The organism is Paenibacillus sp. 2003 (assembly GCF_031455635.1).
Lineage (GTDB): Bacteria > Bacillota > Bacilli > Paenibacillales > Paenibacillaceae > Paenibacillus > Paenibacillus amylolyticus_B.
This window is the reverse complement of sequence record NZ_JAVDTB010000007.1, coordinates 55,978-78,874: the sequence shown is the minus strand read 5'-3', so window position 1 is coordinate 78,874 and position 22,897 is coordinate 55,978. Positions and strand designations below refer to the sequence as shown.

Sequence of the window (22,897 nt, the reverse complement as noted above, 5' to 3'; positions counted from 1 at the left end):
CCTCCACACGCTTATTTCACCGCTTCTTCATAGATGCTTTTCTCCAGCGCTTCATCCAGGTTGGCGGCTTTTTTGATCAAGCCATAATTCAGTGCAATATCCGCAGTCCGGGTAAATGACTCATCCACAAAGCTGCCGACTTGCTGCTCCGTAAATCCTTCCGGCCGAATCAGCTTTGCAATCTCTTCCAGCATCGTGACCTGATGTTCACGAGTGGTGCTGCCCTCCGTCACATTACTCATCACGATATCCACCGTCTCATTCTGATTGTCGATCGCGTAATTCCAGCCTTTTAGAATGGCACGGGTCACTTTGACCGCAAGCTCACGGTTGTTGTCTACCCAATCTTTCTTGGCAATCAGCGTATCCTCCAGCATGCCAACACCGGCATCTTCAATGTTGAACACATCCAGATTGGATTCTTTCATTCCACTTTCCAGTACCACGTGATATTCGTTATAGATCGTCGCCGTAGCCACATCCACCTGATCATTGAAAAACTGATCCATTGTGAACCCCTGCTTCACCAGTTCAATGTCTTTCTTCGGGTCGAGTCCATTCTTCTCCATGAACGCGAGCACCTGAAACTGCTGACTGCCAAACCAGGTACTTACCTTCTTGCCTTTCATCTGAGCAGGATCGGTAATGCCCAAGGACTTCTTGGCAATTAAACGATAGCTACTCTTCTGTGAGATCTGGGCGAGTGAGACAAGCGGCAGACCGTTATCCCGGCTGACCAGCAGACTGTCTACTCCCGTGATCCCTACATCGGCCGCACCATTAACCACCTGTTGCTCAATCACGATATCCGGGCCACCCGGAATAATCTCGGCATCAATGCCTTCATCTGCAAAAAAACCTTTTTCCTTCGCTGCATAGATCCCGGCAAACTGCGCCTGCGGCACCCATTTCAGCTGAATTTTCACTTTGGTTAAGGGTTGATCTGCTTCTCCCGTCCCTCCTGAACTCGCAGCAACAGGTTCAGCCGCCGGCTCGGACTTCGTAGAACACGCGCCCAGCATCGTAACAACCAACAGGACCAATACCAGCAAACCCGGCTTCAACGTTTTGGACATGTACAGAACAACCCCCTGTTTATATACGATTTTTCTATCAGGTATTACGATCTATGGATGGTTGATACCCTGATGTACGTTATTGATCTGTGCGTGCACGATTCCACGGAATGAGTCGCTTTTCTGCCAGGACAACCGCTTCATACAACACAATACCGAGCGCGGCGGCGATGACAATGCAGGACCAGGCCAAGGGCATGTTCGCCAATCGAATCTGATCCGAGAGCAAGTATCCAAGCCCTTGGGAGGCGATGAAAAATTCACCCACAATGGCCCCGATAATACTGGTCGACATATTGATCTTCAGTCCGGCAAAGAGGGAAGGCATGGCGTGGGGCAGTCTCAGCTTCCAAAAAAACTGCATCCTGCTCGCAGCAAGGCCACTCAGCAGATCACTGTACTGCGGTTGAATGGAAGTCAGCCCTTTGAACAGGCTGACGGCCATAGCGGCCATTGTAATCACCGTGACGACTGCAATACGCGACCAGATCCCATCACCAAACCAATTATTCATAATCGGGGCAAGGGCCACAATCGGAACAGCGTTCAGTGCTGACAAAACCGTAACCGCGGCCCTGCCGCTTGTTGGAAAGAACGATGCACCCGCTGCCGCTAGAGCGCCCAACAATGATCCGAGCAAGAAACCTCCCAGCATTTCGGTTCCGCTGTACATCGCATATCGAAAGAGCATATTGGCATTTTCCTGAATGGATGCCGCAATCGCGGAAGGGACAGGTAGTTGGTAGCTTTCCAGCGAGAATATCCAATGAAATAACCTGAGCTGCCAGAGGGCGAGAAATAACACACCAGCACCCCAAGGAAGCATGCTCAGTACAATCGAGCGCCCGCGAACGCTAGTGCCCAATCTGGTCTTTCCGGCTTGTCCCTGTTGTCCATGAATTTCCGATCCGGGAGCAGATGTTATCTGTAAATCAGTGAGGGGCGTAGCCGCGCCAGTTACAGCAGCAATCGCCACACCTTCATCACGCTTCCGTTGCAAAACTCTACCTTCACTCATGTGGCATCACCTCCTTTGGTCCTGAATTCAGGCTGCCAGGGGGTTAGCCAACGTTCAGCCAGGCTGATGGCCAGATACGAGATCAGGCCAATGCCAATGCTAAGCATGATGGTGGCCCAGAACATGCCAACTTGGGCATGGCCGTAATATAACGAACTGACCATCAGGACGCCGAGTCCGTCGGGAGCCCCCATCAATTCCACAACGATGGAGGAGGTCACCGCGAGCGGAGCAGCTATTTTCATACCAGAAAATAGTCCCGGCAGTGCTGAGGGCAGCAGGCATTTGATATATCGTGCAGTCAGTGAAGCTCCACAGGAACGCATAAGTTCCAGGTGCTCTGGTGCTACACTTTTCAATCCTTTTAACGTATGGATGATGATCGGGAAGAAAGTGACATACGCCGCCATAACAATTCGGGCCCATTCCGCGTTGTGGATGATGCCGTACACGATTGGTGCGAGACCAATAACCGGAACCATCTGTGAGGAGACAACATATGGCGATAACGTGCGCTCCAGCCAGACAGCCGCGCTCATGAGCAGTGCCAAACCCAGACCCAGCAACGTTCCCCCTGCAAAACCAATGGCTGCATTGCCAAACGTGACAGCCCCCTGCTCTGCGAGCGTACCCGAATACCGAAACAAGGCTGCAAGGACTTCGTGCAGATAAGGAAGGCGAGAAGCCGCCTGCTGGGGTGACAAGAACAGTTGGAGTATCCAGGCGATTCCTTCCCACAGCACCAATATGGCCATAATCCAGATGACGACCCAGGATCGATATCCCGGTTTAAAGAACCTCAGAGACATGAGATTCATCACGCTCCTCGTAGAAGCAGTTGCGAATGGTCGTGATCATGTGGTAGAAGGCTTCCGTTTCTCTCAGTTCCCTATGACGTTTGGAAGGCAGATTGACGGAATGAATGGAATGTACTAGCCCCGGATGTGCCGAGAGCACGATGATCCGGTCGGACAGAAATACGGCTTCGGGGATGCTGTGTGTGACAAAGAGGAAGGTCTTGCCTGTTGAGCGCTTGATCTCAAGCAACTCCAATTGAAGTTTTTCTTTGGTGAATTCGTCCAAGGCCGAGAAGGGTTCATCCATGAGCAGCAATGGTGGATCAAGTGCAAGTGCACGTGCAATGGATACACGTTGCTGCATGCCTCCACTGAGCTGCCATGGATAATGGTCTGCGAAGCGGGTTAACCCTACCATTTCAAGCAGTTCACCGCTAATGCGGCGGCACTCCTTCCGGCGGGTACCGAGCAGCTCCAAGGGTAATTCCACATTGTGACGAACGGTGCGCCAATCGAACAGGGCTGGTGTCTGGAAAACGATGCCGAACTGTCGCTGTAGACGAGCACGCTCAGGTTCCTGATCTGCAATGCGTACGGTGCCTGAGGTGGGCTGAAGCAGATCACCTACCAGCCGGAGCAAGGTCGACTTGCCACAGCCGGAAGGGCCCAGCAGAGAGACAAACTCATTGGAATGGATCTGGAATGTAACATCCGACAAGGCAGTCACTTGTTGTGTACCCGTACCAAAAACAACGGACACATGATCTACATCAATATGGCAGGCTTCGGGGACTGTGGCTGAGGATATGGAGGACATGGGCATTCTCCTTTGTGGGAAGTTGTTTTCATTGCACACCAAGGCTGAATGGGAGGTTTATATACACAAACGTAACAGGTTTTGCTTGTTAGATAATACTATATCGCTTTGGGCGGGGATTACATTATACAGTGTGTTTTGAGTATGGGCCTGTTCATGTTACACAATGTAAAATGAGACGGATTCTCAGATACATACATGTGAGTTTTTTTCGTAGATAGCTAACATTCATTTCACCTAACAACAAGCGCACGATCATTTGTATTTATTGATTAAATATTCGGAAAATATGACATATCCCCTCGTATTCTTGTTCGTTTTCTTGTATAAAGATTGAATAGACAGGTTGGATTCCTTTGTCACATATCACTTTGAAAACCACATATATATAGGTCTATCCAAAGATCAGTAGAACGAAGCTTTCAAATCCAGAAATCGGGGTGGTCATGATGTTTGATTGGCTGGGATGGAGAAAAGGATTGCCGCTCTGGCGATCGTATCGGTTGAACGCACATATGAAGGAAGATGTAGAACAGATTTTTGAGGGGATTGCCGAAACGAGACGACAGCTTATGATGGACTGGGCAGATGAACAGTGGAATCACCTGGACCGTTTGCTCCAACAGATACAGTCGGTCCAATTACAGGATGTATTACAAGGTTCACAGCAACAAAGCAAACTAGATGCATGGTTTCAATCCAGTTATATTCGAGCTGTTGATAGTACGGAGCTATTCATGCTAAACGAACAGAACCAGGTCGTATTCTCTACATATAAGAAACATATTGGACAGATCTATGAGGATCACGAAGCTTTGATTGGACCAGGATTGAAGTACTCCAGAGCAGATCGACATGAAAAAAAATGCTTGTATGGTCCTTACTCTGATCCACTGACGTTGGATATTGGTCCACGCTCGTCCGCTTTTCACGATGATGTCACCTTGCTGTTTATCTCCCCAATCCTGCAGGAAGGTCGATATGTCGGTTCATTATGCAGCCGTGTTCCCGGGGATGTACTCGGTGACCTGATCCAACGAGAATCAGGTCATATCTATCCCGATTCTGGTGACAATTACCTCTTTATGGCTGAGTCGATATTACGGCCCCATCTGCAACCCGGCACCGCCTTATCCCGAAGCCGCTTCGAGGATCGTACTTTTACACATGGGGAAAATCTCAAAGATGGCGTCACCACCGAATGGGGTATCGTTTCCGTCAAGGAGCATACCGAACTGGAACTCATGTTCACTGATCCATCGACCGGAGAACTACACCCTGGAGTAGCAAACACCATTCAGAATGGTTCCAATCTGTTCGTAGCCTTCCCCGGCTACTCGGATTACCGCCATATTTCTGTGATCGGCAAAGGCATCACCTTCCAGCTGCCACACTGTCCTGATCGCTGGGGCATGATGTGTGAAGGGGATCTGGAGGAAGTGTATCGGATACGAAGCATCGGCTGGCGCCAGTTCAAGCAGCACAGTCCCTTCACGCTTTTGTCAGGCATTGCAGGAGCAGCTCTTGTCTATGCCTTCACTGGAAGTGGTTGGAGCGCCGCAGCAATAGCAGCTTTTAATGTGTTATTTGGATTCTTCACTGCATTACAGCTGCATCGTAGCCAATATCGGCGGGTTCATGAAGACTTGCGTCGCATCAGCCGATTTATTCGAATTAACGCGGAAGGCAGGGGTGATCTGACCCAGCGCCTGGACACGTCTGCTTTTGCCCAAGATGAATCAGGTGAACTGGCGAAGTGGATCAACAACATGATTGATTCTCTGGAAGGCATTATGCTGAAGGTACAACTTGCCACGGTAGACGTTATGGATAATCAGTATCAGATGCGAACTTCAACAGAGACAACCCAAGGTAAGACTGAGCGTGTGAACTACAAGCTTGGTTCGATGGTTCAGGCCATTCGCACCCAACTGGAAGATCTCGACCAGGCCAAGATTGCTGCCGATCACATGCGCATAACATTGCAACAACTGGAGACCTCTGCAACCGAACAGATCAGCGTGGCTCAGCAAGAAGTGGAACGAATCGGCGACAAAATGACCCAAATCTCAGGAGCGGTATCCGATACCAACCGTACCATCCTGTCCTTCATGGATACCATGAAAGAGATTTACCGTGCACTTGCTGTCATTGATGAAATTTCAGCTCAGACCAATCTGCTGGCTCTGAATGCTACCATTGAAGCTGCACGTGTGGGCGAACATGGCCAAGGTTTCTCGGTTGTGGCAGGGGAGATTCGCAAGCTGGCCGAGTTATCCCGCTCTTCTACTGAAAATATTCATCAGATTCTGGACCGAATCTCAACTGCAGCAGGAGCTGCGTCCCAATTAATCACAGAGGGTGATCAGGTACTGGCTGAAGGAACGACACTGGTTCAGGCCGCTTCGCAACTTCTGCAAAATGCTACCGCTGAAGAACCTGAGCGCACACAAGTCGTGGATCAAATGGTCATGCTGATGGAGAATATTGCTGCGATCAGCCATCAAAATCGGGCGACTTCTGCTGAGGTAGAAGCAGAGATGATGGAGCTGATCCGTGATATGTTGCAGGTTCAGCATTCTTCGCATAACGTGGAAGCCATTACGGTCTTTCTGCAACAACTCGTGGGACAATTCCATCTGAACCACCCCGCCAAAAATGCTATCATCTGACGTCATCGTTGACGCGGATTGGAGAAATAGCTAAAATTTGATGCAACTGTTCCTTTTGAAATTGTCGTATCATTTATAATAGAAGATTTCCAATCTGAACCGATGAAAGGGTGGTCTGCATGGAACTGCTTCAGGATTCATTTGGCCGGATACATGACTACATCCGTATTTCTGTTACGGACCGCTGTAATTTACGCTGTGTGTACTGCATGCCCGCAGAGGGTATGGAGTTTGCTCCACATGATGAGATTATGAGCTACGAAGAAATAGCACAGGTGCTGAGGGTACTTGCGCCGATGGGCATGCGCAAAGTCCGGCTCACTGGGGGTGAACCGTTGGTACGCAAGGATCTGCACAAGCTCGTCAGCATGATCTCGGCAATTGACGGGATTGATGATATTGCCCTGACTACCAACGCTCTTCTGCTGGACAAACAAGCTCAGGCGTTGAAAGATGCTGGGTTGAACCGGATTAACATCAGTCTGGATTCACTGCGCGCTGATCGCTTCTCCATGATTACCCGCGGCGGAGATGTGAACAAGGTACTGAAAGGCATTGAAGCTGCAACAGCCGCTGGCCTTGCTCCGATCAAGCTGAATGTTGTGCTGATGAAGGGTATCAACGATGATGAGATCAAGGATTTTATTGCAATGACGATGGATCAACCTCTTCATGTGCGTTTTATTGAATATATGCCGATTGGACACGCTTCGGATTCATGGCGCAAATCTTATTTGCCGCTGGAAGCCGTGACAGATGTATGTGCTGAAGCAGGCTGGACGGTAGAAAATACAACAGGCCCTGCGGGCAATGGCCCATCACGCAATATGAAAGTTGTGGGCTCCGAAGGCACATTCGGATTGATTCATCCCGTGAGCGATCATTTCTGTGACAATTGCAACCGACTTCGGCTGACCGCTGACGGACATATCAAAGCCTGCCTGTACTGGTCGGATGAGTATAATGTTCGCCGCTTCGTGGATGATCCGGATGCCATGGCGGCACTCTTCCTCAAAGCGCTGGGTACGAAACCGAAGAATCATGAGATGGCTCTGGCTTTGGAACAAAAAATGCAATCTCATACACCGACGGTACGCCGCATGTCCCAGATTGGCGGATAACAACAGTACGCATATAACACGACCGGGCATTCCTGCGTATGGATATATATCTGTACCGTCAGGATGACCTCTTCACACAACGGAAGTGGTAACGCTGGCGCGGTGACCCCTTACGTAAATCAGCTTTCATAACGTGAAGTGGAGCGTGTCATAAGGCGTAGGTGGATAGCCAAAGCAGACAAGAACATCATGTTCTTGTCTGCTTTTTCGTTATATTTTCATAAATTTCTGAAAATCATCAATTCTCTTGTTTCATTTGTTAAAAATTTAATTAATATACGTTATGCCCTTATCAGGCCTTCAAGATTAACCTCATTCTGACGATGTATACACTACATCTAGATGATACATATACATTATAGGAGCTGAACCTTATTGAACATCGTTGAAGCACTCGTTGCAGCAAGTCCATATTTTAAAATTATGCTGAAAGAACACGATATCATGATTGCTGTAACCGATACGGAGAAGTTCTGGTATTATGTTCCCAGCAACGAACTCGATCTGGGCATCAAGGCAGGAGACCCCGTTTCCCTCGATGACCCTACACTACGCCGGGCACTTATACATGGGGAAACTTCAGCGAACCGTATTGATGCAAAATTCTATGGCACATCAATCAACTCGGCAGCCACCCCACTTCGCGATGAGCAAGGAAATATCGTAGGCACACTTGCCATTGGTTTCTCTCTTCAGAATGAGGAAAAACTGGAGTATTTCACTGAATTGATCGGTGGTATCAGCAGAAAATTAACAGATATGGTGCAGACGGTAGCTGCCCAATCCGAGCAATTGACGGCATCTTCCACGCAGATTATGGATAATACCCGCATGGCTGTGCAGAACTCAGGCGAAGTGAACAAAGTCGCCGCATTCATCCGTGAAATCTCAGAACAGACCAATCTGTTAGGCCTGAATGCAGCCATCGAAGCGGCCCGAGCAGGTGAAGCAGGTGCAGGATTTAGCGTCGTTGCATCTGAAGTGCGTAAACTTTCTACAGGTACCAAAGAAGCTACGGTGAATATCGAACGTTCCTTGAAGGATGTTCAGCATTCCATTCAGCAGATGGAGCAGGAGATCACATCCATCTCACAGTCTAGCAACCAACAGGCGGTGCTGGTAACCGAGTTCAGCGAGGTCATTGATCAGTTGAACAGTGTAAGCCGTGATCTGAAAGTGTTTATTGAATCCATGCTGCTTAAGGCAGAATAGATCCGATTACGATGAACCTAACTCAAATGATTAACCATATATAAAAGACGCTACACCGAAGCGGTATCGAGCACTACAGTTTCATCTCAATAACCAGATCAGCAGGCATCTATTGATAACCAAATTCAGCACCCACATACAACTCCCCGCGCGATTAACGTCACGGGGAGTTTTCTAATTCCAGTCAAAATGAACCACATCACGGTCCTTCTATGCATAGATGAGCTTCCACAGCATCATAACCGCCAGCCCAACCATGACTACAGCGGACAACCGATTAAACACCAGACTGATGCGTCCAGTTCGATCCGTTCTGCCAATCACCCTGCCTGCGCCTGCAAGTCCCAAGAACCATATCCACGACACAACGGCGGCTGTCAGGGCAAAATAGATGCGCTCCACCCCTTCATACTGAAGTGAACTGGTGCCAATCACGGCAACCGTGTCCAGCAGAGCATGGGGATTGAGTAAAGATACTGATGCGGCGAACGCAATCTGTCGCCCTGCTGACATTACCGTCTGCGAACCTTCCACAGATTCGGACGACCTCCAGATACTCCAAGCCATATACAGCAAAAACAAACTTCCTGCGCCATACAACACATTCGCCAGTACTGGCCATTGCAGCAAAATGAGCGACACCCCTCCAACAGCTGCCCCGATCAACAACGTATCACTGACCCCTGCCGTTATTACAGCAGGCAGGGCATGTACATAACGCCTCTGGCTCATGCCTTGGTTAAAAATAAATACATTCTGCACACCCAGTGGCAAGATCAGGCCAAACGCCAGAACCACTGCATGAATAACAACCTCCATTGTTCTTCCCCCTTATCTCTGTCCTCCATATTAGGGCAGATGATAACTGACGTAACCAACCACTTGGATGGCATTAGACCCAACCAAATGATATAGTGTTCGTTACAAAGAAAAACGGAGGTGATTCTGCCAGTTATGGAACGTTCTGATTCTCGGCTAAACATGGGGTGGAAGCCGAACCCTTCTCTCGACTTGCCCTTGTATCGCCAGATTGAAGCCTATGTCCGGCAGAAAATCACAACGGGCGAATGGTCAGCAGGCTACCGTCTCCCCTCACAGCGAATATGGGTTGAGTCCATGGGGGTGAACCGCAGTACATTGGTCACTGCCCTTGATAATCTGGGCGCCGCTGGTCTGATTGAGGGCAGACATGGTGGGGGAACCTATATTTCCGGCTCCGGTTGGCATGGTATGGCTCATGGAGCCATGCCCAACTGGAACGAAGCCATCGAGGAGGGTTGGTATTATCCCAACCTGCCCGAGATCCAGCAGATTAATCAGGCTGAATTCCGGCCTGGCATCATACGTCTTGGTACAGGGGAGCTTGCCCCGGAACTAATGCCTCAGGATGCTTTTAACGACATTCTGTACTCCCTGTCCCAGCGTTCTCGTACACTCAACTACCTGGAACCTCAGGGAAGCCTGGAGCTTCGTGAGGCTTTATCCGCCCATTTGCAGACGACTGGCATTCAGGCCTCTCCAGATTCCATACTGATCGTATCCGGCTCACTTCAGGCGCTACACTTGATTTCGGTCGGACTGCTCCCTCGCGGCTCAGCAGTTCTGCTGGAAAAACCATCGTATCTGTATTCCATTCACGCCTTTCAATCGGCAGGGTTGAAAATGAGTGGTATCCCAATGGATGACGAAGGATTGCATATTGCACGTCTGGAGGACGCGGCGCAGCATGTCAAAGATCATGACCACATCTCGCTTCTCTATACGATCCCGAGCTTTCACAATCCCACTGGCTCTGTGATGAGTGATCACCGCCGGGAAGAACTGATGACCACCGCTCGAACACTAGGCATCTCCATACTGGAGGATGCCGCCTATAGTGATCTTTGGTTGGAAACTCCTCCTCCGCCATCGCTGAAGGCGCGTGACCAGGAAGGACGGGTGCTGCATATGGGCACCTTGTCGAAGGCAGTCAGTCCCGGCTTGCGCCTCGGATGGCTAGTCGGGCCAGAGCCGGTCATACGCCGACTCGCAGATATCAAGATGCAGACCGATTACGGTACCAGTTCACTCGCCCAAGAAGCTGCTGCTCTGTGGTTCGCCGAAGGACATCATGCAGGACATATGGAACGCCTTCGCCCTGAACTACGCAGACGCAGAGACTTCATGCTGGATCTGTTACGACATCACTTTCATGGCATTGCGGAATGGGAAATACCCACTGGTGGGTTTTACATCTGGCTGCAATTCACTGTCTCCCCTCTCTCTATTCGCCAATTGTTCCATACCTGTCTGGAGCAAAATGTACTTATCCACCCGGGCTATCTGTATGACAGGCTGGACGCGAGTCACATTCGGCTGTCTTACGCTTATGCTTCCCCCGATGAGATGGAACATGGGTTAAAATGCCTCGCAGAGGCCGTCCACAGACTTATAGACTCTGGCTCCTGACTTAGAAGAATGCTGTTTCCTGATTTCACAACCAATAAACAGCCTTGACCTAGAAGGACCATGTCCTTCAGATCAAGGCTATTTGCGTAAGTTTCCTAAGTGTGTTCGAATACCAAAAGCGCGTAGCTACCGGTGAAGTTACGGGATTCACTCGAATGTTTTACCCCTTTACAGCACCCTCAGCAATTCCCTCCATGATGAACTTCTGGAAGAACGCATAGATCAGGATAACCGGAATCGCAGTCAGTACCAGGGATGACAGAATTAACGGCCATTCCTTGTTGTATTCCCCAAACAGCATGTTTGTGGACAGAATAAGCGTATAACGATTCACATCGGTCAGCATAAGCAGTGGCAACAAGAAGTCATTCCAGATCCACAGGAAGTCCAGAATCGCGATGGTGACTGTGATCGGAAGCAAGAGTGGAAAGATAATCTGGAAGAACGTCTGGAACTCATTACATCCGTCAATCTGAGCCGACTCCTCCAATTCACGCGGAATGGACTTCACAAACCCGTGATAGAGGAAGATCGCCATGTTCACACCAAGCCCGATATAGATCAGGGCCAATCCGTACGTGCTTCCCTGTACGCCCATGCCTTTGGCTACCCGTGTCAGCGGAATCATGATCGAGTGGAACGGTACCAGCATGGAAGCAACAAACAGGAAGAAGATCAGGTTGCTCAAACGGCCTGAGGTACGTGACAACTTGTATCCCGCAAGTGAGGCACAGAAGACAATTCCCCCGATCCCCAGAAAGGATACAATGGCCGAGTTCATCGAACTGCCCAACAGATTGATTTTGTTAAACGCGTCCGAATAATTCTCCCAGTGAAGCGTTGTCGGCAGCGCGATAAAAGATTGGAACATCTCACCTTGCGTTTTGAAAGAGTTCACCACCGCCATGTAGATCGGCAGCATTGCGACGAGAGAGCCCAGAATCAGCAGCAGGCGAATCAGATAACTGTTCAGTCGTTGCATCCTCATGCTTCCACCTCTTTCTTCTTCATGACGGTGATCTGGATGAGTGTAAAGATGAGTACGATGATGAACAGCACAACCGATTTGGCACTTGCATAGCCGTATCTGAAGTTATTGGAGAACGCTTCTTCATAGATGTTCATTGTGATAACCTGCGTGGCCCGGCCCGGTCCACCACCCGTCAGTCCATACACCACTTCAAACACTTTGAATGCTCCGTTCAATGTCAGGAAGAAACAGATGGTCACGGCATGAGTAATCATCGGCAACACCACATTGCGCAGTACCTGGAATGCGTTGGCTCCATCAATAACAGCCGCTTCCTTGAGGCTTTTCGGCACACCCTGGAGAGCAGCCAGATAGATGATCATCATATACCCTACTCCGTTCCAGAGCGATACCATCAGAATGGAGTAAAATGAAAACTTCGGATCACCCAACCATTGCTGGTCGAGGAACGAAAAAGCCAGTTTCTCTGCGAGCTGTGGCAGCACCTGAGAGAAGATGAAGGTCCACATGAAAGCACTGATGATTGTACTGATCATGTTAGGCATGAAGAACAGCGTCCGGAAAAGCCCTTTGCTGCGCGTCCGTGACTCAATGAACACGGCGAGCAGCAAAGCAATTCCATTTTGCAGAATCAGCATAAATATTACATATTTCATCGTGAACCACAGGGAGTTCAGAAAGTCGGGATCTTCTTTGAACAATTCCACAAAGTTGCCCAGACCGATAAAGCTGTAATCCCGATTGAGTCCGTTCCAATCCGTCAGACTATAGAACAGGCCACTAAACGTGGGATACAGCAGGAAAATCGCATAGATGACAAAGGCAGGCGCAGTGAACGCGAGCAGTGACAGATACTTCTTGAACACATTCGTAGCCATAGGTTCTCCCCCTTTTCACTCGAAGCGGATGATTGTAAACGAGGGAACGAAGAACGTTCTGCCTGCCGTATCATCTGCTTGGAGACTGCGACGAAACAAAGTACCGCTAATTTGTTGATTAAACTCCCAAAACCATTGAGGTTCTGTCAACAAAAGAGGGTACTAAATTCCTCGCAGCTCCTTACTTGTTGACTTTGTTGTAGGATTTCCACGCCTTGTCGAGCGCATCGATAACCTGCTGTTGATTTAATTGCCCAGAGTAGTAGCCTTGCAACGCTTTGCCTGACTCGTCTTTCACTGCTTGAGGGAGGGATGGGTCCTCATAAGCTTTACCTTCACTCACATATTTCTGGGCATCGTCTACCCACGGGAAGCTCTTGAAGTCATGGATCTTGGCAATCGGATTAAATTTGAGCGCTTCGAAGAATGCACTTGAATCCTTGTCATCGAGAATGTAGTTCACGAAATCGAGTGCCACTTCTTTGTTTTTGCTAGATGACGATACTGCCAGCGAAGTGGAGGTGCTCAGATTGATTTTGGTATCATCCGGATTGTCATTGATCGGCATTGGTGCTACACCAAAGTTCAAGTCCGGGTTGGACTTCAGAATGGTTTCGGCAAACCATGGTCCCTGAATCCACATCGCGGCGCTTCCTGAAGCGAAGGCTGCTGAACCATCATCTCCGCCCACTTCCAGCGCTTTGTCCGTTCCATTGGCATTGACCAGATCGAAGATATCAAACAATGCTTTCATATCGGAGAAGGAGCCCTGATCCTGATTCATCTTCTCCACGAAGTCTTTGTGCTCAGACTGAGTTAATGCACCCACGGTAAGTGGCAGGAATAATTGCGGAATCCAGGCTTCTTTGTAGGACAGTTCAAACGGTGTAATGTTGGCTGCTTTGAGTTTCTCCACGACCGCTTTCATTTCCGTTAACGTCGTTGGCACTTCCAGCCCTTGCTCTTTGAAAATATCTTTATTGTACAGATAGCCCCATGATACTGTTTCCAATGGAACAGCTACGATTTTGCCCTCCGCATCCGTTATGGAAGGTTTAACCGAATCCAGCAGCTTATCGACAAAAGGTTGGCCCGACAGGTCTTCCAGATAACCAGCTTTGCTGAATGGTGGAATTTCATTGACTGCATGCAGGGCGAACACATCCGGTGCATCATTGGAGGCGAGTCGTGTCTTCAGTATCTGAGGGGCATTGTCCGCTGGCGGCATCTCCAGTTGCACGTTCACCTCAATGTTTTTCTCTGCTTTCTCCTTGGCTTTGAACTGTTCTATATATTTATCGTAATGTTCTTTCAGCCGAGGTTGTGCAACGAATACTTTGAGTGATACCGTGCTGCCTGATGCCAATTCCTCCTGCCCATTGTCCGTTCCTGCATTGGAACCGCAACCTGCGAGCAGAACACTGACCAGTACCGCACTTGCTACGCTTTTCCATACTTTCATCTCTTATGACCTCCCGGTGTGTGACTGGTTTGTCTTTCATAGGCTCATTATATATCAGAAAATGAAAGCGCTTCATTGGACAAAATTAGACTTCTGTATTGGATTATTTTAAACCTTAATCCAGCCCAAAGGACATTCTTGAACGGCTCATTCCGTGCCACTGCCTGAATTGCCTGGCATACGTGCTAGTCCCTTACGCATCTCCCCCGGTGATACTCCGAAATGTTTCTTGAAAACACGATAGAAGTAGGACACATCTTCATAACCCGCCATCTCGGCAACATGTTTGAACGGAATCTGTTCATCCATCACCCATTCCTTCGCTCGTGTCATGCGTAACTGGACGACATAATCGGTCACATTCACCTCATACTCTTTCTTGAATACCTTGCTGAGATATTCCTTGCTGACAAAAAAGATCTGGGCGAGCTGCTCCAGCGTAATCATCTCCATACAGTGCAGCTCCATATATTGCTTCACTTCCTCCAGGTTCAGCTTGTTCTTGAATTTACGCTGCGCAATCAGCTGCTCCAAAGCCTGGTAGTATGGAGTCGAAATCCATGCGATCGTGGATTCAATGGAAGCCAGTGCAGCCGCAGGAGGTAGCGCCGTTGCTTCGGGCCGCTCATACAAGCCATTGGAGACGCACAGTTCATCCAGCAAAGCCTGTAATTCATGAGCCACCCTTCCAAGCTGCCGAGGTTTGTTAATCTCGCATCGTTCCAGCTTCTGTTGCAATTGCTGGAACCACTCCCGCAGACTCTGAACGTTCAGGTCATTAAACCGCAAGCGAGCCTGCTGCTGAAACAGGGAGAACTCACCTGCGAACGAAGATGGGTACGATTCCCATGATTCAGGCGCAGATTCAACCTTTTCCAACTCCTTTGCACATTTAGCAAGTACACCATTCAGTTCATCCGGATTCACCGGTTTGAGCAGATAATCTGCAGCCCGATGGCGGATCGCATGTTTTGCATAATTGAAGTCGTCATATCCGCTCACCACGATCACCTTGATCTGTGGGTACTGTCCGCTCAGCGTCTGTAACAGTTCCACACCGTCTGTACCGGGCATGCGCATGTCCGTAATGATAATGTGAGGCTGATGCTGCTTGACCAGTTGTATGGCCTGCTCACCATCCTCTGCCTCACCTGCAACGATCATACCGAGTTCATTCCAATCTCCGAGGTTGCGTAAAATATCCCGGTTCCACGGTTCATCGTCCACCAGCAGCACTCTGTACAGTTCCTTGTTCACAAGGCTTCGCCTCCTGTATTGCAGGGGATTCGTACCGTAACGCTTGTCCCCTGTCCGTATTCACTTTCTATGCTCATCCCATATTCAGGTCCAAAATGCATTACCATTCGTGAGGCCGCATTGACCAGTCCAATACTTGTACCTGAATTCCACACCCGATCGGACTGCCAGGTCAGACGCTCCAGTCTGGACTGCATCTCCGTTAGTTTCTCAGCATCCATACCCACGCCGTTATCACAAATTCGAATGGTTACATCTGTAGGTTCACAGACGACCTCAATACCCAGCTTCCACTCGCCCTGTTTCTTCTCCAGACCATGCAAAAATGCATTCTCCACAATGGGTTGCAAAGACAACTTGGGGATATAACACGCCTGAAGTTCTCCGGTAATCTCCAGTGTATATTCAAGCCTGCCGGCAAAACGTTGCTTCTGAATCAGCATATAATGCTCCAACTGATCGAGTTCAGCCTGTAGAGGGACAAGTCCATCCGGCGCTCGCACAATATAACGAAACATCTCGCTCAAGGCTCGAATGACCTTGTAACTGTCTGCCGGTTTTTGCGAGTAGACCATGCCGCCAATCATCTGCAACGTATTTTGCAGGAAATGCGGATGGATCTGGGATTGCAGTGCTTTGAGCTCCGCCGTCTGTTTCTCCAGATTCATCAGGTAGTTGTCTCGAATGTGTTCCCGGATACGGCTTGACATGCCATGCAGATTTTTCTCCAACAGACCAATCTCATCAACTCGGCCGCTTCGTACCACTTCTCTGTCCTTAATCAATTGAATACCCTTCATGGAATTGGCCAGTCGGACGATGGGCTTTGATGTGCGCCAGGCCACGAGCGCAGCTATTCCCACAGAAATGACGGTTGCCAGGCCACCTACAACCAGTCCGTATTTCATCGTTTCCAAGGCACTCTCGTTAATCACATGGGCAGGTACAATCTTGATCACACGCAGTCCTGACGGTTCGATGGAATGATAGAATACGTATTCCTTGGCTGTACGAATGAAACCGGAACTTTCTTTGGTGCCTGCCAATCTCTCCAATGCTTCAGCGGACGGCTGGATGTCTTGATTCGGCTGATAGACCGGGCTGCCCGCACTGTCGGCGATGTATACTGCATAATCCCCCCTGCTATCCAACAGCTCCAAGGTCTGATTGAACTCAGCCCACTTGACCTCCAGACTGATGGCGCCGATCTGTGCCTGATCCTCGAAGCGATTCATGCTGCGGGTCATGTGAAACTTTTGCGAATCGCCCGGATCATTGATAATCGTAAAATCTTTATGTTGTGCAAAAAGCTCATGATACCCTTCCGGTATTTCCGATACCGCTTTGATGCGAGAATCCATGGAGTTGAAGGTGAACAGGGTGTCCAATTCCTTCAGATAGAGTTCAACGCCAAATACATAATTGCCGGCAGAATAGTATACACTGTTCAGCATATTGAACATGGCCTTCTGTTCATCGAACCGACTGGCTGCCGGCGCTTCCTGATTCAACGCCAGATATTGATGCAATTCGTCACTGATCTGAATGGAATAGATAATATTATTCATGCGCGCGAACTGTTCACCCAGATAGATGGAGGCCCAGTTCATATTGGCGCGGTTGGTCTCCATAATCTCCTCTTCCATGGAAGAGCGGGTATTCTCGGCAGCCATAGCGGTCATGGCAATGACGGGCAGAACAGCCAGCAGCGTCATGGTAAGAATCAATTTATTGCGAATGCTGCGTTTGAAAGGATCTATCAGCTTCCGATAACATTCGGTAAACACAGCGCATCCACTCCTGAGCTAAAATAGACAAACGCCCCAGCATGGAAGCTGAGGGCGCTTTGGTCTTTATATTCGTTTGGAAATGTTAAATTCAACTTATATACCTATATTTATTATTTCCTATTATTGTTCAATGATCCGTATGCCCCATGGCTCCAGTTCGATCTTCTCTCCTTCAGCAATCGGGGTTCCTGCCAGAAGTTCAGTCCCTTCTCCATAAGCATTCACGAAGGATGTTGCCTCATCCGCATAATTGAAATAGTAGCGAATCGTGTTCCCCTGATCGTTCACACCCGTCTTCACAATGATAGGAAAAGCCAGTTCCTGATCCGCTCCCCATACGCCCGCTTCCTTCATGACACGCTCCAACACCTTACGGATCACCGCAGAACTGGTATAACAGCCGACATAGGTTGCTTTGCCTTTTCCATAGGTGTTCTGGGTAATTGCCGCATATTCACCCCAATGTGGATGATCATACCAAGCGAGTACTTCAGCCGTTGTCGGTGTAATTAGTTCCATCCAGGTGTGGATCTGGTTCTGTTCTTCACCAACTCCAAATGGATCATCGCGCAGCGAAACATGTTTTGGCTCTACAAAAAGGTTATAGCTGATCCCACATGCCTCACTGATCAGGCCGGGCTGGCGGGTAGAGCGTACCTTGATATGCTCATTTGCAAATCCGCTTTTGAACGAGTAGACGATATGTCCGCCATCCTGTACGAATTGATTCAATTTTTCCAGCAATGCATCCGAAGCAGCATACAGAGCAGGTACAACGAGCACGTCATATTCCGCATAACTCTCAACCGATGGGTCGATGAGGTCACAGCCAATGTTCATTTTATATAATTCATCGTACATCCAGCGCACCACATCATTATAATTCTTGTCACTGGTGAAGTTAAAACCAAACCACTTGATTGATGTCAGGGCCTCATTGCTGAACAGCACAGCCACCCGATTTTTTTTCTTCAGATTAACGAGCTTTGGACTGAGACGGGCAAAATCCCTGCCAATGGTCTTGGCTTCGTTGTATACCGGATTCGGTTCAAAGTCATGACTGAGCAAACCTTTCCAGTACGTCTCAAACGAATTGTGTAACGAATGCCAGTGCCAGTAAGCGACCATGTTTGCTCCTGATGCCAGATGACTGAATGCCTGCAAACGCAGCTGTCCCGGATAGGGAACCCAATGCCAGAACGCCTGTGCTTCGGTCTCGAGTACCAGATAGTTCGATTGTTTGGTGGAACGTGCCACATCCCCGCCGAATGAAATCTCAATGCCGGTCAGATCATCCTGGGAAGGATGGTAGATGTCCACACTGGTGATGTCAAAAGGTTTCGATGCGGCAAAATGGTCCACATCCCCTTGAATGCCGTAGGAATACCCACGCCAATCGAAGTCAAAGTTCTGGGTAACAAACTGTCCTTCCTGTTTGTATTCATTCACGATCCCCACTTGCCAAGCCAAAAAGTTGGTTACCAGCTGCCGCTGGAACTTGGCAAATTCAGCACCAAGACTGCCGTTAATCGTTCCTACCACAGACGGGAAGTCTTCCCAGCTATTGATCCGATTACTCCAGTAGTCGAGGCCAAATTCCTTGTTAAGCTCATCCAGGGAGCTGAACTTGTTCCGCATATATTTGACGAATTGCAGTTGGACATTATCTCCGGCTGTATTGTAATGCTTCGTCTCGTTATCTGTCTGATAACCGATGACCGCCGGATGTGTGCTTACCCGAGAGATCAGCTTGCGGATGATCCGCTCGGCATAAAATAGATAGGTTGGATGGGTAATGTCCATGATCTGTCTTGCGCCATATTTGCCAGGTCCCTGTGAGGTAGTAGCCAGCACGTCCGGATGCTCCTTGACCATCCACGTTGGAACAGCATACGTTGGTGTTCCTACGATAACCTGAATCCCCGCCTCATGCATGGCATCCAGCACACGGTCTACGGAAGAGAAGTCAAATACGCCATTCTGTGGTTCATGAGTACTCCAGGTTGATTCTGCAATACGGACCACGTTGATCCCTGCATCCTTCATCATCTGAATGTCCTTGTCCAATCTTTCGTAAGGCATATATTCATCATAGTAAGCTACGCCATATAATAATTTCTTCATGATTTAATCTCCTTTTTAGGTGGAAAATATAATGATCTTGACGTGTGCAAGAGTTGACATATTCCAATCCATAATGGTAGCGTTTACATTATTACCGGTTGAAGAACTTGGGTTGTTCAGCAACCACTTGAAACGCTGATGTGTTCCATGGATTATCCATGCTTGCGTTAAACTGATTATAATGAAGTATACTACGGGTGCCGATTGTATAAGGCAAGTTGTTTTTACCCTTTTCCGAGGTGAATATGATGGATATCCGATCACAGCTCCGAGAAATGCCTCACCATACGCTGGCCCACTGGCTACCTATTATCGACTGTAACATCAAATTCTATGGTGCGCACAGCCAACAAGTACCCTATGGATGGGCGATGCCGGAGGAATCACATCCAGGCTTTGAGATTATGTTGATCATCGAAGGTACGCAGGAGAGTGTGATTCATGGTTATACCTATACCGTGGAGGAAGGTTCCATTCTTCTCATTCCTCCCGGGTTCAAACATACGAATCAATGTGTATCCACAGAAGGCATGACTTATTTTAGCGCTCACTTTAATGTGGATGATCCGGTCTTCACCCTGAAGCTGATGTCACAGCACAGCCGAATCTACGCAGCAGGTACGGCTGATAATAGGAAGATGCGCGTTGTGCTGGAAAGTTGGATGGGGATGATTAACGTATCTGAGGCCTATACGTCCACTGACAAAATGCTCATGCAGGCACGCATGTTTGAACTGTTCGCCCTGTTGTCCCAAGCCGCTGACAATGAACCGGAGTCCACCACTTCCGTTGCTGTTTCACATGCACCAGCTCCAACAGCCATGCATTATGCGGGAGCTATAGCGGAGGCAATCAAGCAGGCATTCCATGCCCAGCTTCGAACCAAGGAAAGCAGTGTATCCACGGTCAAAGTAGAGCAGATTATATCCTCGTTTGGCATCAGCCCGGGATATGGTCTACAGGTCTTTCGCAAGGTGTACGGGCGATCGCCCAGGGCTTACCTGTCCAGTTTGAAGTTGCAGGAGGCCAAAGTGCTGATCGAACAGCCAGAGCTGTCGCTCGGGGAAATTGCGTGGAAGCTCGGCTACACCCATCTGTCCCATTTCAGCAGACAATTCAAACGTTGGACAGGCCAAAGCCCGCTTCAATATCGCAATCATCATGCAGATGTATCAGGTGATCCTGTATCCTACAGATCGGAATCGAGTCCAGAATCTTGATTACGGATACGCTCGTACTCTTCCGGCGTGTTCATATTACTCATTTGCATTGCTACTTGATGAACGCCCACTCTCTCAAGCTCTTCCGTTTCGACATAGAGGCAACCGATCTCTTCAAGCCATCGCATAACTCGAAGATGATCCTGGTTCAGACGCTGCTCCAGATCAGGGAGCACTCGTTTGTGATAAGCCCCTGCAAGAGGGTGGACATGTCCATCCACGCGTGGAACGATAGCAGCATAAGAGTTATGTGATTCGACCAGTTTTTTTATTCCATTAAAGAAAGACGTTTGCAGGAGCGGCATATCGCAGGCGCATACCAGATTCCAGTCTGTATCGGAAGCTTCCAACGCCGCGTGAAGACCGGCGAGTGGCCCCTTCCCCGGATAGTGATCCTGAACGCAGTCGTAGCCCATTGCACCGTAGGTTGTCACATTGGGTCCGGCAGCCACGATGATACGGGATACTGCGGGTCTCATGGCCTTCGTGACATGTTGCAGTACAAGGGAACCGTTTAGTTCCAGCATGGCCTTGTTGGTCCCCATGCGGCTGGATAAACCTCCTGCCAATATGATGCCTGTCCATTCCCTCGTGTTCATGTTGTTATCCTCCTTCAAATCACGATATGTGTTTGACTGCATCAATTTCAAAACGTTCGCTATGCATTGAATCCCCTTTCAACAAATGATACATTGAACAATATGCATTTGAAAGGAATGGCTTAATTGGACAGACCTGCACCTTCAAGAGGCAATCCCTCATTGGTTTCTCTGAAACTATATAACTTTTTCATATATGGAGCCATCTCGATCTTCGCCGGATTCCTGCAGCTTTACCTGCAAGAGATTGGCATGACCAAACTGGAGATTGGCAGTCTCATGGCGATTGGACCCTTTGTATCCTTGTTTGCCAACCCGTTCTGGGGCTTCTGGAGCGATAAATCTCGCAACATTCGCATCATTCTGATGATTATGATGGGAGGCACATTTGTGCTCGCCCAGGGTGTGTTCTATGCGCCCACTTATACATGGATCTATGTAGCCATGATTTTCTTTTATTTTTTTCAAAGTCCATTATTTGCTCAAACCAATAGCCTGATTCTCGGATATATCGATGGTACAAACCAAAAATTTGGGTCATTCCGGCTCTGGGGTTCACTCGGTTGGGCGCTGACTGCTGTCGCTGCCGGACCGCTCATTGACCGTTTTGGCATCGGCAGTGTATCCATTATATTTGCATGCATGATTGCCACAGCCTTTGTATTATCCGTATTTCTACCCAGACAACCAATCGCTTCGGATACACCCGTGGTTACTTTTCGGCGGTTTGGCAAAGTCATGTTCAATCCGTATTTTATGGCATTTATCGGCCTGGGTGTACTCGTATCAGTGCCTAATGCGATGAACAGTACTTTTATGTCACTATATATTGTAGAAATGGGTGGCGACAAACAAATGGTTGGCTGGGCCATCTTCACCTCATCCATTCTCGAAGTTGGCGTATTCCTGCTGCTCGACCGCTTGCTCAAACGCAAAATGAGCATGCTCCTGGCATCTCTCATTCTGATCAGTGTGCTGTTTGCACTGCGCTGGCAGCTCATGGCACTGGCTAACAACCCGCTGGAGATTGTATTCATTCAGTTGATGCATTCCATTACGTTCGGTGGGTACTTCTATGTGGGTACGCAGCTGACCATGCTGTTTATCCCAAGACCTTATCGTTCTTCCGGTCAAGCGGTCTACACGATGGCCTGGGGCGGTCTCTCCGGCGTGATTGCCGGTCTGTTCGGCGGCTGGTTGTTCCAGAGCTTCGGTGCGGAAATCATGTATAGCATTGGTGTATTCTTCTCGCTCATTGGCGCTGTTGGATTTGGCATCATGTGGTTATCGAATCGACGTAACGGCTATCAGCCAGTTGTATTGACGGAGATGGGTAATATGGATGAGGACAGATAATCATTTGTTTGAAAAAGTTGAAAGTTTCCACTGGAGCACTACGATGACAGAACAATCTT

Annotated in this window: 18 protein-coding genes; 6 read left to right on the top strand and 12 right to left on the bottom strand. The window is 48.8% G+C overall.

What is annotated here, in order from left to right; genetic code table 11:
- Positions 1-11 precede the first annotated feature (11 nt).
- From J2X75_RS23375 to J2X75_RS23360, 4 genes are all read right to left on the bottom strand, one after another.
- A complete protein-coding gene (locus tag J2X75_RS23375) occupies positions 12-1,076 on the bottom strand; it encodes an ABC transporter substrate-binding protein (RefSeq protein ID WP_310340598.1) in 1,065 nt (354 codons plus the stop codon).
- A 79-nt stretch (positions 1,077-1,155) separates the two neighbouring features.
- A complete protein-coding gene (locus J2X75_RS23370) occupies positions 1,156-2,094 on the bottom strand; it encodes an ABC transporter permease (protein ID WP_310340595.1) in 939 nt (312 codons plus the stop codon).
- Positions 2,091-2,903, bottom strand: coding sequence for an ABC transporter permease (locus J2X75_RS23365; protein ID WP_310340593.1), 813 nt, complete (start codon positions 2,901-2,903; stop codon positions 2,091-2,093). Before J2X75_RS23365 ends, J2X75_RS23370 begins: the two co-directional genes overlap by 4 nt.
- A complete protein-coding gene (locus J2X75_RS23360) occupies positions 2,884-3,708 on the bottom strand; it encodes an ABC transporter ATP-binding protein (RefSeq protein ID WP_310340590.1) in 825 nt (274 codons plus the stop codon). The genes J2X75_RS23365 and J2X75_RS23360 overlap by 20 nt, the downstream gene beginning before the upstream one ends.
- Positions 3,709-4,154: 446 nt before the next feature.
- Here J2X75_RS23360 and J2X75_RS23355 point away from each other — a divergent pair, with 446 nt between their 5' ends.
- The 3 genes from J2X75_RS23355 to J2X75_RS23345 all read left to right on the top strand — a co-directional run bounded on the left by J2X75_RS23355 (position 4,155) and on the right by J2X75_RS23345 (position 8,713).
- A complete protein-coding gene (locus tag J2X75_RS23355) occupies positions 4,155-6,380 on the top strand; it encodes a methyl-accepting chemotaxis protein (RefSeq protein ID WP_310340588.1) in 2,226 nt (741 codons plus the stop codon).
- A 119-nt stretch (positions 6,381-6,499) separates the two neighbouring features.
- Positions 6,500-7,501 carry a GTP 3',8-cyclase MoaA gene (gene moaA, locus J2X75_RS23350; protein WP_310340583.1) on the top strand — a complete coding sequence of 334 codons (1,002 nt, stop codon included), beginning with the start codon at positions 6,500-6,502 and terminating at the stop codon, positions 7,499-7,501.
- A gap of 375 nt (positions 7,502-7,876) precedes the next feature.
- Positions 7,877-8,713 carry a methyl-accepting chemotaxis protein gene (locus tag J2X75_RS23345; RefSeq protein WP_310340580.1) on the top strand — a complete coding sequence of 279 codons (837 nt, stop codon included), beginning with the start codon at positions 7,877-7,879 and terminating at the stop codon, positions 8,711-8,713.
- A gap of 210 nt (positions 8,714-8,923) precedes the next feature.
- Here the strand turns inward: J2X75_RS23345 and J2X75_RS23340 are convergent, their stop codons facing one another.
- Complete coding sequence (locus J2X75_RS23340) at positions 8,924-9,532, bottom strand: LysE/ArgO family amino acid transporter (protein WP_310340577.1); 609 nt, start codon at positions 9,530-9,532, stop codon at positions 8,924-8,926.
- A gap of 135 nt (positions 9,533-9,667) precedes the next feature.
- Here J2X75_RS23340 and J2X75_RS23335 point away from each other — a divergent pair, with 135 nt between their 5' ends.
- Positions 9,668-11,161 carry an aminotransferase-like domain-containing protein gene (locus J2X75_RS23335; protein ID WP_310340575.1) on the top strand — a complete coding sequence of 498 codons (1,494 nt, stop codon included), beginning with the start codon at positions 9,668-9,670 and terminating at the stop codon, positions 11,159-11,161.
- A 160-nt stretch (positions 11,162-11,321) separates the two neighbouring features.
- Here the strand turns inward: J2X75_RS23335 and J2X75_RS23330 are convergent, their stop codons facing one another.
- The 6 genes from J2X75_RS23330 to J2X75_RS23305 all read right to left on the bottom strand — a co-directional run bounded on the left by J2X75_RS23330 (position 11,322) and on the right by J2X75_RS23305 (position 19,663).
- Positions 11,322-12,149 (bottom strand): carbohydrate ABC transporter permease, encoded by an 828-nt coding sequence (locus tag J2X75_RS23330; RefSeq protein WP_062836914.1) that lies wholly within the window; start codon positions 12,147-12,149, stop codon positions 11,322-11,324.
- Positions 12,146-13,030: a carbohydrate ABC transporter permease gene (locus tag J2X75_RS23325; protein ID WP_091012865.1), complete on the bottom strand. Its 885-nt coding sequence runs from the start codon at positions 13,028-13,030 to the stop codon at positions 12,146-12,148. The genes J2X75_RS23330 and J2X75_RS23325 overlap by 4 nt, the downstream gene beginning before the upstream one ends.
- A 181-nt stretch (positions 13,031-13,211) precedes the next feature.
- A complete protein-coding gene (locus J2X75_RS23320; RefSeq protein WP_310340570.1) occupies positions 13,212-14,492 on the bottom strand; it encodes an ABC transporter substrate-binding protein in 1,281 nt (426 codons plus the stop codon).
- A 147-nt stretch (positions 14,493-14,639) separates the two neighbouring features.
- Positions 14,640-15,749, bottom strand: a complete 1,110-nt coding sequence (locus J2X75_RS23315; RefSeq protein WP_310340568.1) for a response regulator transcription factor — start codon at positions 15,747-15,749, stop codon at positions 14,640-14,642.
- Positions 15,746-17,536: a sensor histidine kinase gene (locus J2X75_RS23310; RefSeq protein WP_310340565.1), complete on the bottom strand. Its 1,791-nt coding sequence runs from the start codon at positions 17,534-17,536 to the stop codon at positions 15,746-15,748. Before J2X75_RS23310 ends, J2X75_RS23315 begins: the two co-directional genes overlap by 4 nt.
- Positions 17,537-17,659: 123 nt before the next feature.
- Positions 17,660-19,663, bottom strand: coding sequence for a beta-galactosidase (locus J2X75_RS23305; protein ID WP_310340562.1), 2,004 nt, complete (start codon positions 19,661-19,663; stop codon positions 17,660-17,662).
- Between the two features lie 245 nt (positions 19,664-19,908).
- Between J2X75_RS23305 and J2X75_RS23300 the strand changes: the two genes are divergently transcribed.
- Positions 19,909-20,883 carry an AraC family transcriptional regulator gene (locus J2X75_RS23300; protein ID WP_310340559.1) on the top strand — a complete coding sequence of 325 codons (975 nt, stop codon included), beginning with the start codon at positions 19,909-19,911 and terminating at the stop codon, positions 20,881-20,883.
- Here J2X75_RS23300 and mobA read toward each other — a convergent pair.
- Positions 20,853-21,482, bottom strand: coding sequence for a molybdenum cofactor guanylyltransferase (gene mobA / locus J2X75_RS23295; RefSeq protein ID WP_310340556.1), 630 nt, complete (start codon positions 21,480-21,482; stop codon positions 20,853-20,855). The two genes, J2X75_RS23300 and mobA, sit on opposite strands and share 31 nt — an antisense overlap.
- A gap of 162 nt (positions 21,483-21,644) precedes the next feature.
- On the opposite strand from mobA, the gene J2X75_RS23290 reads away from it, so the two are divergent.
- The gene (locus J2X75_RS23290) at positions 21,645-22,838 is read left to right on the top strand and encodes an MFS transporter (protein WP_310340553.1); all 1,194 of its coding nucleotides are present in this window, start codon (positions 21,645-21,647) and stop codon (positions 22,836-22,838) included.
- Positions 22,839-22,897: the final 59 nt, after the last annotated feature.

Coding starts and splice junctions, on each gene's coding strand:
- moaA (WP_310340583.1), top strand. CDS start 6,500: ATGGAACTGCTTCAGGATTCATTTGGCCGGATACATGACTACATCCGT.
- J2X75_RS23330 (WP_062836914.1), bottom strand. CDS start 12,149: ATGAGGATGCAACGACTGAACAGTTATCTGATTCGCCTGCTGCTGATT.
- J2X75_RS23300 (WP_310340559.1), top strand. CDS start 19,909: ATGATGGATATCCGATCACAGCTCCGAGAAATGCCTCACCATACGCTG.
- mobA (WP_310340556.1), bottom strand. CDS start 21,482: ATGAACACGAGGGAATGGACAGGCATCATATTGGCAGGAGGTTTATCC.
- J2X75_RS23325 (WP_091012865.1), bottom strand. CDS start 13,030: ATGGCTACGAATGTGTTCAAGAAGTATCTGTCACTGCTCGCGTTCACT.
- J2X75_RS23320 (WP_310340570.1), bottom strand. CDS start 14,492: ATGAAAGTATGGAAAAGCGTAGCAAGTGCGGTACTGGTCAGTGTTCTG.
- J2X75_RS23340 (WP_310340577.1), bottom strand. CDS start 9,532: ATGGAGGTTGTTATTCATGCAGTGGTTCTGGCGTTTGGCCTGATCTTG.
- J2X75_RS23335 (WP_310340575.1), top strand. CDS start 9,668: ATGGAACGTTCTGATTCTCGGCTAAACATGGGGTGGAAGCCGAACCCT.
- J2X75_RS23370 (WP_310340595.1), bottom strand. CDS start 2,094: ATGAGTGAAGGTAGAGTTTTGCAACGGAAGCGTGATGAAGGTGTGGCG.
- J2X75_RS23375 (WP_310340598.1), bottom strand. CDS start 1,076: ATGTCCAAAACGTTGAAGCCGGGTTTGCTGGTATTGGTCCTGTTGGTT.
- J2X75_RS23360 (WP_310340590.1), bottom strand. CDS start 3,708: ATGTCCTCCATATCCTCAGCCACAGTCCCCGAAGCCTGCCATATTGAT.
- J2X75_RS23365 (WP_310340593.1), bottom strand. CDS start 2,903: ATGTCTCTGAGGTTCTTTAAACCGGGATATCGATCCTGGGTCGTCATC.
- J2X75_RS23305 (WP_310340562.1), bottom strand. CDS start 19,663: ATGAAGAAATTATTATATGGCGTAGCTTACTATGATGAATATATGCCT.
- J2X75_RS23355 (WP_310340588.1), top strand. CDS start 4,155: ATGATGTTTGATTGGCTGGGATGGAGAAAAGGATTGCCGCTCTGGCGA.